We start from the raw sequence: 13748 nt of genomic DNA on the forward strand, positions 1-13748 counted from the left end.
ATGCACCCATCTATAAGTTTGACGTAGTTTGGCGCATCTTCATACAGAATTGGTAATAAGTCTCTATTAGCGTTCTATATAACCGATATTTAATTTTTGGAAATCTCTTTTTAACATGATGAAGTCCGCATAAGCGAACTTTGTTGTATAGCCTAGTCGTACCGAGAGATTACGCAACTGGCACCAAGTTAAATATGTAATTAAATCAAGTTGCAGTCAGCGACTAAAAGAATATTTTACGTAATACGTATTCTGGTTATTTCGTATTATGTATAAGTTTCAAATGTAATATACTTTCTCTGCAAAAAATTGGGTATTATTACTGAATATTTATCAGTATTTTCACTGTATTATCTTTTCTTAAAGCGATAATGGGGGTCATTATTAAAAAAATATAAAGGTATGGATTAATACGTGTAATCTGGTTTAAAACATCCATTAACTCAATCAAAATTTAAGAGATAGAGAGATATGTCGAATAAAGTTGCTAAGGAATTGGCTGATTTTCTGGTGCAAATAGAACAGCGATCGCAGCTTCATGCAGGCTATCCATATAATTTAAGTTGTGATTACAGTGCGATCGGCAAATTTTTCAATTTTCTGTTAAATAATGCTGGAGATCCATATATTGAACCAGATTTTGGTCTCCATTCTCGTAAGTTTGAGCAAGAAGTATTATCTTTTTTTGCCCAACTTTATAAAATTCCAGAAAATCAGTTTTGGGGTTATGTTACTGCTGGCGGAACTGAAGGTAATTTATATGGAATGTTCTTAGCAAGAGAAATCTATGCCGATGGCATTCTTTACTCATCACAAGACTCTCATTACTCCATACCAAAAGCGGCAAAATTATTTCGCATTCAACACAATATTGTTAACTCACAAATTAATGGAGAGATGAATTATGAACATTTTGAAAAACTCATTAGCGAAAATCGTAATTATCCTGCAATCGTAAATTTGAATATTGGGACTACTGTCAAAGGCGCAATTGATAACTTAGACAAAGTTCTCGAAATTTTAGAGCGCAATCAAATTAAAGATTACTACATTCATTGTGATGCTGCCCTTTCAGGATTGATATTACCCTTTCTAGATGGCGCTCCACAAGTTAACTTTCAAAAACCCATAGATAGTATAGCTATTTCTGCTAAATTCATTGGTTCGCCCTTGCCTTGCGGTGTAGTTTTAACCAAGAAAAAATGGGTAGAAAAAGTTGAAACAGCAATTGAATATATTGGTTCATCAGATACAACAATTCTCGGTTCTAGGAACGGTCATACCCCTCTGATTCTCTGGTATGCAATGAAAACAAGAGGTTATGATGGATTAGCCAAAGAAGCAAACACTTGTATAGATAATGCCCAATATCTTTTCCAACAACTTAAAATCAGAGAATATCCATGTATGCTGAATAAATTTTCCAATACCGTAGTGTTTCAAAAACCTTCTCAAAAGTTAATTAAAAAGTGGCAGCTAGCGATTTATGAAAATTGGGTACACATTATAGTCATGCAAAATATCGATCGGCACAAAATAGATACTTTTGTTAACGAACTTTTGTTAGAAGAAGGATTGATTGATAACGTAGATAATTTCCAGCTACAGTCAGCATTACAATAAGAATAGATTGTCAAGTTAAATTCATCACCCAGTTTAACAAGGTGTTTCTCTAAAAAGAATTTACTTCCAAGATTTTATCTTTTTAAAAAGTTTTTTCCGCACAAGTTAGCAGCAAGGAGTATTTCTACTTCTGCCCGTTCCATAGGTGGTAAGAAAAAATACCCTTGCCCATAATCACATTTTAAAGCCTTCAATTGTGCTAATTGGTCTACAGTTTCTATGCCTTCTGCTGTTACAGACATATTTAAATTATGGGCTAATGTCACAATCGCTCGAATAATTTCTAAATTTTCTCCTCGACTACCTATACTGGTGACAAAAGAACGGTCAATCTTAATGGTTTTGATTGGTAGGCGATGTAAATAACTCAAGGATGAATAGCCAGTTCCAAAATCATCCATATGCATTTCAACATTCAGCGCTGTTAATTGGGAAAGCACAGTGGTAGCTAGTTCAAAATTATCCATCAACAAGCTTTCAGTAATCTCCAATTTTAAACAGCATGGCTCCAGTCCAGTTTGCTGCAAAATATGTTTAACTTGTTTAAACACATCGGGTTGTGTAATTTGTTTACCAGAAAAATTTACGCTCATCGTCAAAGGTTGTGAGGTAGGAAATTGTTTATGCCATTTGTGCATTTGGTGACAGGCTTCATAAAGCACCCATTGCCCAATACTCACAATCATTCCAGTTTCCTCAGCCAAGGGAATAAAATCTTGAGGGGAAATAAGTCCTCGTTCTGGATGATACCAACGTATCAGTGCCTCAAATCCAATAATTTTGCCAGTTGTGAGTGAAATAATTGGCTGGTAATTAAGGCGAAATTCTTCTTGCTTTAGCAGCGCATTTCGCAAAGCAGTTTCTAACTCTAAGAGCAACGCTGCACCCTCGTGCATCTTTGGATCGAAAACCTCATAACGTGCCTTACCAAGCGATTTGGCACAATACATTGCCACATCAGCATCGCGTAAAATCTGCGCTGCTTGCTCATAATCTGCTCTACTCAAAGCGATGCCAATACTAACATTGGTAAACACCCGATGCTCATTTAATTGAAATGGCAAAGCTAGCACCTTTTTAATTCGCTCGGCGACTTGTATAGCTGTGTTGATATCCTCAATTTCCTCAATTAAGATTGTGAACTCATCTCCGCCAAAACGAGCTACTATGTCTTCGCCTCGCAGAACTGACTTAAGCCGATGAGAAATTGCAATCAAAAGTTGATTTCCTAGTAGATGTCCAAGACTGTCATTAACAACTTTAAAGCGATCTAGGTCTAAAAAGAGTACGGCAAATAAATAATTATTTTGCTGCTTAGACTGTTCTATTGCCTGCTGCACCCGCTCCAGAAATAACCGTTGATTAGGTAATCCAGTTAGCCCATCATGAAGACTATTGTGCAGTAATTGTTCTTGTGCTTCTTGACGTTTAACAATGTCTTGTTGAAGTTGTTGATTAACCCTAATAAGTTCAATAGTGCGTTCTAGCACCAACTGCTCAAGTTGATAACGATACTGGACTAATTCTTCTTCTGCTAGCTTCCGCTTAGTGATGTCACGGACAATAACAATATACTCACGTAGCAGAGAATTAAATGGTTGGGAAATCGTTGATTCAACAATTCGCAAACCTTGGTTAATTTTCAAGCTTTGCTCACTTCTAATAGACCATTGCTCCGGTTTGCCGCGATAGCATATTAGAAGTTGATTCAAGTTTTGCCCAAGCAACTGCTGAATACTTGTTTGAAATAATTCTTCAGCAGCAGCATTTGTTTGAGAAATTGTTCCATCTTCATCTAATACTAAAACAGTATCTGGAACTGTATCGAGAGTGGTGATAAATAGGTTTCTTGCTTGTTTGCGTGCTTCATCAATAGCAATGATTTGTGGTAAGGTTGTCCAACAAGCGATCGCAACCCCTGTAAAAGAAAGCGTCACTAATAAAATTGCTAGGAAAGAATTTTGAGGATGATTAGAAAATCTATCTAAAAAATCGCGAATAACCCAGCTGATTGTGGCAGTAATACAAATCAATGATACTAAAACAATCACTTGTAATACTACAAAATCTGGATTATTTCTACTAGGCTTAGTATCGTAACGCTGTATCCACCAATTTGGATGTAATGGCGCAAATCTTAACCGCCTTAGAACTAAATCTCCAATTGTCAAAATAATGGGTAATAATAATCCCACTAAGAAATCTCTCCAGTTCCAAGCTAAACCTCCCACTATTAGAACTACCGCTTCGACCAAGAAAAAACCAAGTGACCACCAAGGCCATAATACGTGTGGTTTACCACGACACATCCATAATCCCAAATGTAGACCCATAATAGACATGAGATAACAAGTGCCTGCTACTGTGACAAGTTGAGATATATTTCCTAAATTTAGACAAAGCAAACTGAGTAGAAAGGTAACTAAAATAGCAGGAACAAGGACACCTTGACGGGAAACTAATGCAAATATAGGAGAAAGCTGTCTGTCTAAGGCAAGCTGGTATAATATCCGAGGAGAGTTAGAAACTGCCGTAGCAGAACTGAGAAGGCAAGAGATAGTAATCAGAAGTGTTACTAGAAAGGGGGCAGATTCACCCCAAAAAGGTTTAGAAGCTTCTACTAAATTTAAGAACGCATCCTCACCTATTGTGGGATTTGGAGCCGAACGCATTAATACCCAAGAACCACCTAGAAACACCGGAGGAATTAACCAAGCAGCTACGGTTAAAAACTTTAAAGTTTTATATGGGTGGCGGCTATCAGCAACAAAAGAAGAAGTGGTTTCACAAGCATAAATTGAATAGCTAGCTAGAAAAAACCATTTTGCCCATTCTTGAAAGCTCAGGCTATGAGTGCTAGTTGGCAGAAAATTAAAATTAGCAGATGAGAAGGCTAACCATAATACGCCTTGAACACAAAACAATAACAGTAATAAAATCGCTGGAAATACAAAAAATAAATGTAGAAGCGCCAAAGCACGGGTGCCACTGAACGCTAAAACAAATGGAATCGCTGTAAATAAAACTTTTAAGAAAGTTTCTGGACAAGAAATACCTAATGTTTCAAAATTGACTTTAATTAGGTTGGTGAGAATAATTGCATACAGTGCAGGTGCTGCTGCCCAGCTAAAAAAGTATCCTAATGCTATGTAACGGCCTAAGCCAGGAAACTTCTTTAATAGCCTTGTGGTATAGTTTGGTGTTCCTCCGGCAACATCTGACCAATGCCTACCTAAACTTTGTACCTGCAAGTTAAGCAAAAAGGAGATAATCGTGCCAAAAAACCAAACTAAGATAGCTTTCGGCCCTAACGCTGCATGAATGATAGGGGCAGTACCAATCCATCCAACATGACCAGTTAACCCAAAGCCCCAAGTTTCGAGATAACTTAGAGTCCGTGGTAGGCGCGTTAGCAAGTGCTGATTGTTCCCCGCCCGTGCAGAATCGTTACTAACCATTGTTTCTTAGTGAGATTTACTGACCTTTTCACTCAATAGCTGAATCTCACCAATTATAGCTTCCGTATAACTGCTGAACTTTAAAAAAGGATAACTTATTTGTTACTGAATTGGGGATTTTAGATTTTAGATTGACCTTATGCCTAAAGAGCTTTCTTGAATAGAGAATTTTAAATTGGTTATTTGAGATTTATTTTATATAGCTTATTTCTCACTGAGTAAGTATAAATTCTCTTTCTTTAGACCGTTAAAAAATTGAAAGGTTCAGATTTGCGACCTACTTAATAGACATAGACATCTCCAAAAATAAATTATTCATTGCCTAAAACTCTTGTAAAGACGTAGCATTACTACGTCTTTACATTGATATCTCTAATTTAATAAATCGGAAATCGTGTTATTCATCAATAATTAACTAGAGCTATAGCTTTTGCAATAATTCCTGAGTTAATTGCAAGAAAGCTTTTGAACCTGCTGATTGAGGAGCAATTAAAACAGCTGGCATAAAACTATCAACAGCCTTAGCAACATTGACATCAACTGGTATTTGTACCTTACAAATTTTTTCGACACCAAAATCTTCGACAACGCGATGCATTACTTGTTTATAGTATCTGCCAGTGAGCAGGTTAGCACTAGACATACTAAATACAATTCCCAGCATTTTTATATCTATCTTGGTTTCATGTCCGTGACTATCTTTTAATTGGGCAATCCGTCTTTCTAAGAGTTGAATACCCACTACAGATAATGGTTCTGGTTTTGCAGGAAGTATGTAGAAATCACTGGCAGCTAAAGCGCTACGAGTTAAGAGATTATAGCCCGGTGCGCAATCGAGAAGGATAAAATCATATTCTTGATGTACTGGTTTTAAGATATTATTAATTAAGACCCTTTCAAAGCGATTCCAAATCGTTTCAAAGTCTTGTTCGCCCAAAGCAGTTGCTTGCTGATGCAGCATTTCTGAAACAACAAATTCATCATATAAATCAATGTCTCCCGGCAATAAATCTAGTCCGGGAAGATTACAAACCTGGGATTGAATGATATCTTGAATTGTAAATTTTGCTTGGGGGTCTGGATTGATAACTTCGTCTATCAGATACCTAAATGTCTTACTTTGTTTACGAAGCTTGGCAAAATCTAAAGGCGACATCAAACTGAGTGTGGCGCTAATTTGGCTGTCTAAATCAAGAACCAGCACCCGCTTGCCATGATTTTTAGCTAAACAGGTAGCTAAGTTGACGGTGAGGGTAGTTTTACCAACACCACCTTTCATATTAGCAGTAGCAATTACATATCCCATTGATTGAGTCCTCTATTGACGCATTCACACTTGTAGTCTGTCAAGAAATAATTTAGGGGTGCGGATTTTTTTCTAGTTAACGCTAAAGCACAAACTACGAACCGATTAAATCAAACTTGACAGACTACTAGGTAGCGTACACCTTTGCTGATATCTTAAATCTTCCATTAAACTTAATATTTTTGGAAATTCAAAAGAGTGATTTCAGTAATGTTGACTCGATTGAGGCAGCAATATGTAGTTGGATCTTTGCCTAGAATTGAGCTACCAGCCTCCTTTACTCTATAATGACAATCTTCGGCTTAATCCCGTAACAGCTTGCTCTCACAAAGCAAGTATAGAGGTATTGACAAATACAGTAGCCCTAAATCAATTGTGAGAAAATAATAGTGTTGTGAATATCACTAAGTATTGGGTGCAAAATGTGGATGCATTTGCTAATTGAATTGAACGAAGCGGATTGATAATTTCGTGAAATCAAAGGCGCATTTACACACAAACTTATAAGGTAATTAAAATGACTTACGATTCCAAAGATGTAGAACAAATCTTGCAAAAAGCACTCACTCGTAAACAGGAAGGTGAATTTTCACGAGAACAGCTTTTAGAAATGGCATCTGAGTTAGGTATTTCTTCTAATATTTTGGAAGCAACTGAACAAAAGTGGTTAGCTCAACAAGAAGAGGAACGTTCGCGACACACATTTAATACTTTCCGACGCAGAGCTTTTTGGACACACTTTGTTTCTTTCCTAGCGGTGAATTTATTCCTAATTCTCTTAAATTTAATCACTAGTCCTAGTTATTTTTGGGCTATTTTCCCAGTATTAGGATGGGGGTTAGGATTATTTTTTCATTGGTGGAGTGTTTATCAGAGTAAATCAGAGGATGACGAAATCGCTTTTCAGAAATGGCGTACACAAGTTTAACTTTTAATCTCAGATATTCAGCACTGTCTAAATAAAATTTTCCCATGAAATACTCACACTCACTGTAAAGGGTGAGTGTGAGTATTGTAATTTATAGGGAAATCCCCTCTAATATCGCAAAAATAGGTAAATTTGGGCAATCTTAAACTTGAGGAGTTATATAACTACCTCCTTTGATCTTTGTGCTTGCCAATTTGCCAAAATAGAGCTGTAGGCTAGAATAACTACGCTTTAAGAAGCTTGATTGCCTACACTCAGCAGCAAGGGTCGGCTGGTTAATAAGTAAGAGGAAGGGAGTATGGACAACAACAATTGGTTGCAACAGCTAATGATGGTCGGTCTTGGTACAACGTCTATAGTCGCAGAAAAACTGCGGCAAGTCAGCGATGATTTAGTTAAAGACGGTAAGCTCAACCCTGAGCAAGCCAAGGCAGTAATAGATGATATTGCCCAGCAGTTAAAGTCGGAACAGGGAAACTTCGATGTGCAAATGCAACGGCAAATGCGAAACATGATGCAGGATTTGGGGGTGGCTCGTCAGTCAGAAGTGGACGAACTGAGGGGTAGAATTGACCGTTTAGAGCGTCAATTACGCGATTTAGAAAATAAGCTTTGGCGTTAGAATGCCCTTTGTGATTTAAACTAAATGTGTCCTGTTGGTAATCTTTTTGCCAGGATACCTAAGTAAGGAGAACTGATTTTGAAACCAATTTTCCTCAGCGTGGCCTTCATGCTGGTATGTGTTGCGCTTTTGATTGTGGGGCAAGTAAGTAGTAAACAGAATACTGCAATTGCTGCCGAGTTAACCCAAACGCCGCCAGTATCCACAACTGTAACTGAAAACAATATCTTAATTGCGAGTAATACTATGTCTGATGCTAATGCCGTAACCACTCCCTCTGGATTAAAGTATGTGGAGTTAAAAGAGGGAACTGGGGCGACTCCTAAACCGGGACAAACGGTTGAAGTTCACTATGTCGGCACTCTAGAAGATGGTACTAAGTTTGATAGTTCACGCGATCGCGGTCAACCCTTCAGCTTTAAAATCGGTGCTGGACAGGTAATCAAAGGTTGGGATGAAGGACTTAGCACTATGAAAGTAGGCGGTAAGCGTAAGTTAATCATTCCATCTGAATTAGGCTATGGCGCTCGTGGTGCTGGTGGCGTGATTCCACCCAACGCCACTCTAATTTTTGAAGTGGAATTGCTGGGGGTAAAATAGCGACTAGGGACTGGGGATTGGGTACTGGGGACAAGGGAGAATTATTAAAAGAAGTTTTTATTCTCTCTGTTCTCAATGCCCAGTGCCCTATCAAATAAATTAAGTATTTTAGAGTACGGATAGGGCAGAAGTACAGCTAGAAAACATGAGAAAAGTATCTGTAACTTTGAGCGGATTGCCGCGACTAGACCAACAATCTAAAGGTCAAACTGATACGCCCGAATGTTTCTGGTTGCTTGAGAATTCCATGCTTCCAGTATTGCTGCGTCTTTTGAGGCATAAAAAGTAGAGAACCACTTTTGAGTAAGTAATTATGTTCAATGGTTTTGTCTTGTTTATTCTGAAATGTAATTATTCTTTCAGCCCCTAACGAAATAATAGAGATACCAGTATCGTCCATGAGTTCATCAATTGAATCAGAGTGAAATCCCATTGTTGAGTTACCATTTGTGTAATAATTGACTAAACAGTTGTTTGGTCGAAACCCAAAGTGTTTTTCAAGCCTATCAATAATAGGAATTAACTCATTCAGCATAGGGCATGAGTCGTAAGAAATGTTTGAGTAGTTATATGGTGAACCAAAGCTAGCTGTTTTTCGTGCCCGTATACGCTCATCCCAGTTAATTATGGATATAAGACTATCAAATAGAGAATGACTATTTGGCAAAAATACATCATTAATGAGTAAATCAGGCTCATTCATTGCTCAAATAATTACTTAGTCTGGCTAAATTTTTAAATTTTGGAACTTTGTAAACTGTGGATTGAATAAAAGTTTCGCTGTACCCGTAGGGCCGTTGCGGTGTTTAGCTATAATAACTTCTGCAATGCCGCGATCGGGAGTATCGGGAGAGTAATATTCATCGCGGTACAACATTATTACTAAATCCGCGTCTTGTTCGATCGAACCTGATTCTCTCAAATCAGATAACATCGGGCGTTTGTTAGTCCGCGCTTCCACCCCTCGACTCAACTGAGATAAAGCAATAACTGGTACAGATAATTCCCGCGCCAAACCTTTGAGTTGACGGGTAATTTTTGATAATTCTTGTACGCGATTATCACCTGCTCCTTCCATCAATTGCAGGTAATCTATTACAATTAATCCTAATTCAGTTCCAATTTCAGCTTGCAGTCTTCTTGACTGACTACGCATTTGTGTAACTGTAATATTAGGCGTGTCATCAATATAAATTGGCATCTCAGAGAGGATACCAATAGCACGGCTTAAAGGTTCCCACTGTGTTTGACTGAGGCGACCAGTTCGCAAATAACTACTTTCAATTTGCGCTTCACTAGCTAATAGACGTTGCGTCAGTTGCTCTTTGGACATTTCCAAGCTGAAAAAAGCAACTGGTAATTTATAAGAAGCAGCGATATTATGAGCTAGATTCAGACAGAACGCGGTATTGTGAACACAGATATCATTGGCAACAAAATTGTGTGTTTCTGGGATTGTTAAGTCATAAACTTGTTTGCATCCCATCGATTCAATCGAAACTATTTCATCCCAGTACACATCACTCGCTGCTAACTGTTGAAGTGGCGAATTTTCTAAAGTACTTGCTAATATCCAAAGCCTTTCTCGTGTTAAAGCACGTTTACCAACATGGATATTTGAATCCCCTTGAATTCCGGCACGTTGAGCTAAAAGAGTCCAAGGTTCATTACCTTTAGCTGTTGTTATCTGTTCCCAAATTTCTATTGGAATGAGGTCACGATTTGTTTGATATCTCTTTTTAGCTATTGCATCTGCGACTTTAGTTAATGCCTCTTCTTTGCCAAAAATACCAATTTCTGAGATAAAATTTTTGATGCTCTGGGCATCAGTAATATCTAATTGCCAAGCTTGTCTGCGAGTATCTTTATATTTCACAGAGCGTTTTTTCAGACTGGCAATAATTCCAAATCGCAATAACAAATGTTGTATTTGTCTAGCTAATTTTTCGCTGACAGTACAGTAGCCTAACTGCGATTGACCGCTTGTAAGTACTGTAGCCCATCCATCGGTTGCAAATAAACGATTGAGGAATAAGGAAACTTGCGATCGCTCCAATTTAAAAATAGCTTGCGGAATGATTTTAGCATCAGCTTTTTTGCCCCATAGTCCTATGTTTTCCAACCATGTTGTTAAAGGATTCTTTTGCCCTTGAGATATAGCTGCATAGAGTATTGGGGTGCGTTCACTCCTAATTTCTATCCTAACTTTCAACTTGGGTGAAAAGCTGGTAACAGCGTATGTGAAATCATTTTGGATGCGAGAGTTAATATTAGTAAATTCTGGTGTTGAATCTGTTAAGCATCCATCACCTATGAAATATGCCAATAATTTAACTTCACACTCGCGGATAGTTTCTGTACCAAATACATTAAGTTCACGAGCTACAGCAATTTTATCCCCTACTCTTAATTCTGAAAGTTGTCGCCATCCATTGATGGTTAAATAAGGATGAGTGATAGTACTTTCAATATATCGTCCTAAGCGAGTAGTAACACTAAAAACTGGTTTAATGCCGTCATTAACAAAGGCTGAAGCTTGAGTTAAATGAAACTTCCAATCATTTCCTAAAGTTATTAACTCAGCTTGCCGACGATGGTATATTTCTTTAATAGTTGAGATACTCCCGTCACTCAAAAGTATTTCCACATTTTCATGCAAACATTTCCCCATTGATGGGCGGCCCGCGATAATAATTAAATCAGAACGCTGAAAGCCGCTAGTCATGGCATCTAAATCGTAAAATCCGCAGGGAATTCCAGGTAAAGCGATGCCTTGATTTCTATCTTCAATATCCTGGAAATTATTAATTAGAGTATCAGAAATGTGAACTAAACCCGATTGGGGACGTTCTTGAGTAACGCCAAATACTTTCTGTTCTGCCCGATCTAAAACTTGTGGTAACTCGGTTTCTGTTTCATAACCAAGATGTACAATTTCATTGCCAGCTTTAATTAACTGTCGCCGCAGGTATTTGTCCATCACTAACCCTGCTAAGGCGTCGATATTCACGGCTGACACTGTACGGTCTACCAGAGTTGCTAATTTATTTCTACCACCTATCCGGGCTAGGATTTCATGGTCGGTCAACCAACTTGTCACAGAGAGTAAGTCTGTGGGTTTACCTTGGGCGTGGAGCCTCACAGCAGCTTGATAAATATCTTTGTGAGCGCTAATGTAAAAAGCTTCGGGAAGGAGGCGATCGCTAACTCGACTAATCGCTTCTGGATCTAGCAAAATACCCCCCAAAATTGCTTCTTCCGCCTCAATATTTTGTGGTGGGAGGCGATCGGTACCATCGCCTTGAAAATTCAATTCTTCAGCCATAAACGATTTTAGTTTTGAGATTTTGCTAGAGACGCGATTAACCCTTGTCTGTGTAGGATTAGAGACGCGATTAATCGCGTCTGTACAAGAGTTAGGAGTTTCTCTTGCTCCCTTATCCCCCTTATCCCTTTGTCCTTTTCCTGAGTTAGCTAGCTACTACTTGAATATCGACTTGCGCCGCTACTTCCGAATGCAGCTTAATTTCGGCTTGATAGGTACCAAGATGGTTAATATCGGGGATGGTAATTCCACGCCGATCGATTTCTTGACCGGTGGCTGCCTTAATTGCATCTACAACATCTTGGGTGGTGATAGTACCGAAAATTGCTTCGTTTTCACCAACTTGTTTAGCAATTGTCAAGCTGCCAATTTTTTCTAAAGATTCTTTTTGTTCAAGAGCTTGTTGTCTGAGTTCTAATTGCCGTTGACGCTCTTGTTCGCGACGGCGTTCTACTTGCTTGAGAATACCAGGAGTGGCATTGGTTGCCAATTTCTGGGGAATCAGATAGTTACGAGCGTAGCCAGGAGCTACTTCCACTAAGTCGCCAGATTTTCCCAGCTTGCTGATATCCTGATTTAAAACTAACTGCACGCGTTTCGCCATCGTTTTTCGTTTTTCCGGTAAAATATGATTAATTTGGGTTTGGGCAGCATAGCTCACAATCTCACTGCTGTATTCCAAGCTTTTTGGCCTAATACCCTAAAGCTTACAGATCGTAGCGAAAGAAAGGGTGCGATCGCAACTATTAGCGCCAGAAAGTTGGAGGAATGGGAGCAGGGGAGCAGGGGAGCAGAAGAGACAAGGGAGACAAGGGAGACAAGGGGACAAGGAGATAAACAAAACTTCTAACTCAGCACTCAGCACTCAGCACTCCTAACGTCCAATGCCCAATATCTAAAAGTTATTTTTCATTTCCCGTATCCGCGCAAAGGTTTCCACTCCATCACCACCTTTAACAGTTGATTGTAATGATGGCTGATCCCAACGTAAAAAGGGATTAGTTCGCTTCTCCATTCCCAGCAGCGAGGGTATGGTAGCTTCTCCTCGACTACGGAAAGTTTTCACTTCATTGAAGCGTTTTTGTAAGTCGGCATTGTCGCCATCCACAGTGAGGGCAAATTGCAGATTTCCTAAAGTGTATTCGTGGGCACACCAGATACGCGTATCATCTGGTAAAGAGCGCAGTTTGGTTAAAGAATCTACCATTTGGGTTGGTGTTCCTTCAAATAAGCGACCGCAACCACCAGAAAATAAGGTATCGCCGCAAAATAAATCGCCTGTCTCATCAGATTTTTCGGGGGGAAAGTAGTAAGCGATGTGAGCGCGGGTATGTCCGGGAACAAAAATAACTTCAGCTGTGCGATCTCCAAACTGGACGCGATCGCCTTGTTGCAAAAACACCTGCTGTCCCGGAATTCGCCCGCGATCTTCGACGCCACCGTAGACTGTTAGTTGCGGGAAGTGTTCTATTAATTTCTGATTGCCACCTACATGGTCATTGTGGTGGTGTGTGTTGAAAATCGCTACCAATTCAGCTTTTAACTGTGCAAGTTGCTTTAGTACTGGTTCAGCCTCTGCTGGATCGACAACCGCAGCAATTTGTTTCTGGCGATCCACCAGCAAAAATATGTAGTTATCTGAGAGTGCCTCAAGCCTGATTACTTCCATCACTCAATATCTCCCTTTCCAGTAAATACTTTGAAACTTTTCAACAATATTAAATATCTCAGTCAGAAAAGGTTGAGAAAGTCCATAAATACTATGATACTACACAACCGTAATAATACTTAAAACTATGCTAATTAACTATAAATTATGATTTGGGTATATCAGTAAAATTTCTCTGGGAGGAAGTGTAAAAGCTAAGTTAGATTTATTCTGTTCT

At 38.8% G+C, this 13748-nt stretch carries 11 protein-coding genes; 5 read left to right on the forward strand and 6 right to left on the reverse strand.

Features of this window, described 5'->3' with window-relative positions:
• Positions 1-471 precede the first annotated feature (471 nt).
• Entirely contained in the window at positions 472-1623 is a 1152-nt protein-coding gene (locus tag RM368_RS12950; RefSeq protein ID WP_322694423.1) for a histidine decarboxylase, read from the forward strand.
• A 74-nt stretch (positions 1624-1697) separates the two neighbouring features.
• On the opposite strand, the gene RM368_RS12955 is transcribed toward RM368_RS12950, so the two are convergent.
• Both RM368_RS12955 and RM368_RS12960 read right to left on the reverse strand, forming a co-directional pair.
• Positions 1698-5081, reverse strand: coding sequence for an amino acid permease (locus RM368_RS12955; protein WP_322694424.1), 3384 nt, complete (start codon positions 5079-5081; stop codon positions 1698-1700).
• Positions 5082-5502: 421 nt separating this feature from the next.
• Positions 5503-6387, reverse strand: coding sequence for a ParA family protein (locus RM368_RS12960; RefSeq protein WP_322673996.1), 885 nt, complete (start codon positions 6385-6387; stop codon positions 5503-5505).
• Positions 6388-6904: 517 nt separating this feature from the next.
• On the opposite strand from RM368_RS12960, the gene RM368_RS12965 reads away from it, so the two are divergent.
• The 3 genes from RM368_RS12965 (at position 6905) to RM368_RS12975 (ending at position 8537) form a co-directional block, all read left to right on the forward strand.
• A complete protein-coding gene (locus RM368_RS12965; RefSeq protein WP_322694425.1) occupies positions 6905-7315 on the forward strand; it encodes a 2TM domain-containing protein in 411 nt (136 codons plus the stop codon).
• A 298-nt stretch (positions 7316-7613) separates the two neighbouring features.
• Complete coding sequence (locus tag RM368_RS12970; protein WP_094352173.1) at positions 7614-7937, forward strand: phasin family protein; 324 nt, start codon at positions 7614-7616, stop codon at positions 7935-7937.
• A gap of 78 nt (positions 7938-8015) precedes the next feature.
• Complete coding sequence (locus RM368_RS12975) at positions 8016-8537, forward strand: FKBP-type peptidyl-prolyl cis-trans isomerase (protein WP_322694426.1); 522 nt, start codon at positions 8016-8018, stop codon at positions 8535-8537.
• 184 nt (positions 8538-8721) lie between these two features.
• Here RM368_RS12975 and RM368_RS12980 read toward each other — a convergent pair whose 3' ends face one another.
• The 3 genes from RM368_RS12980 to rplI form a co-directional block, all read right to left on the reverse strand.
• The gene (locus RM368_RS12980) at positions 8722-9240 is read right to left on the reverse strand and encodes an alpha-ketoglutarate-dependent dioxygenase AlkB (RefSeq protein WP_322694427.1); all 519 of its coding nucleotides are present in this window, start codon (positions 9238-9240) and stop codon (positions 8722-8724) included.
• A gap of 24 nt (positions 9241-9264) precedes the next feature.
• A complete protein-coding gene (gene dnaB / locus RM368_RS12985; protein WP_322694428.1) occupies positions 9265-11862 on the reverse strand; it encodes a replicative DNA helicase in 2598 nt (865 codons plus the stop codon).
• 145 nt (positions 11863-12007) lie between these two features.
• A complete protein-coding gene (gene rplI / locus RM368_RS12990) occupies positions 12008-12466 on the reverse strand; it encodes a 50S ribosomal protein L9 (protein WP_322694429.1) in 459 nt (152 codons plus the stop codon).
• Between the two features lie 24 nt (positions 12467-12490).
• Here rplI and RM368_RS12995 point away from each other — a divergent pair, with 24 nt between their 5' ends.
• Positions 12491-12712 (forward strand): hypothetical protein, encoded by a 222-nt coding sequence (locus RM368_RS12995; RefSeq protein ID WP_322694430.1) that lies wholly within the window; start codon positions 12491-12493, stop codon positions 12710-12712.
• Positions 12713-12757: 45 nt separating this feature from the next.
• Here the strand turns inward: RM368_RS12995 and gloB are convergent, their stop codons facing one another.
• Entirely contained in the window at positions 12758-13531 is a 774-nt protein-coding gene (gene gloB / locus RM368_RS13000) for a hydroxyacylglutathione hydrolase (RefSeq protein WP_322694491.1), read from the reverse strand.
• Positions 13532-13748 lie beyond the last annotated feature (217 nt).

The sequence above is a fragment of the Nostoc sp. DedSLP03 genome, from assembly GCF_034530815.1.
Classification (GTDB): Bacteria; Cyanobacteriota; Cyanobacteriia; order Cyanobacteriales; family Nostocaceae; genus Nostoc.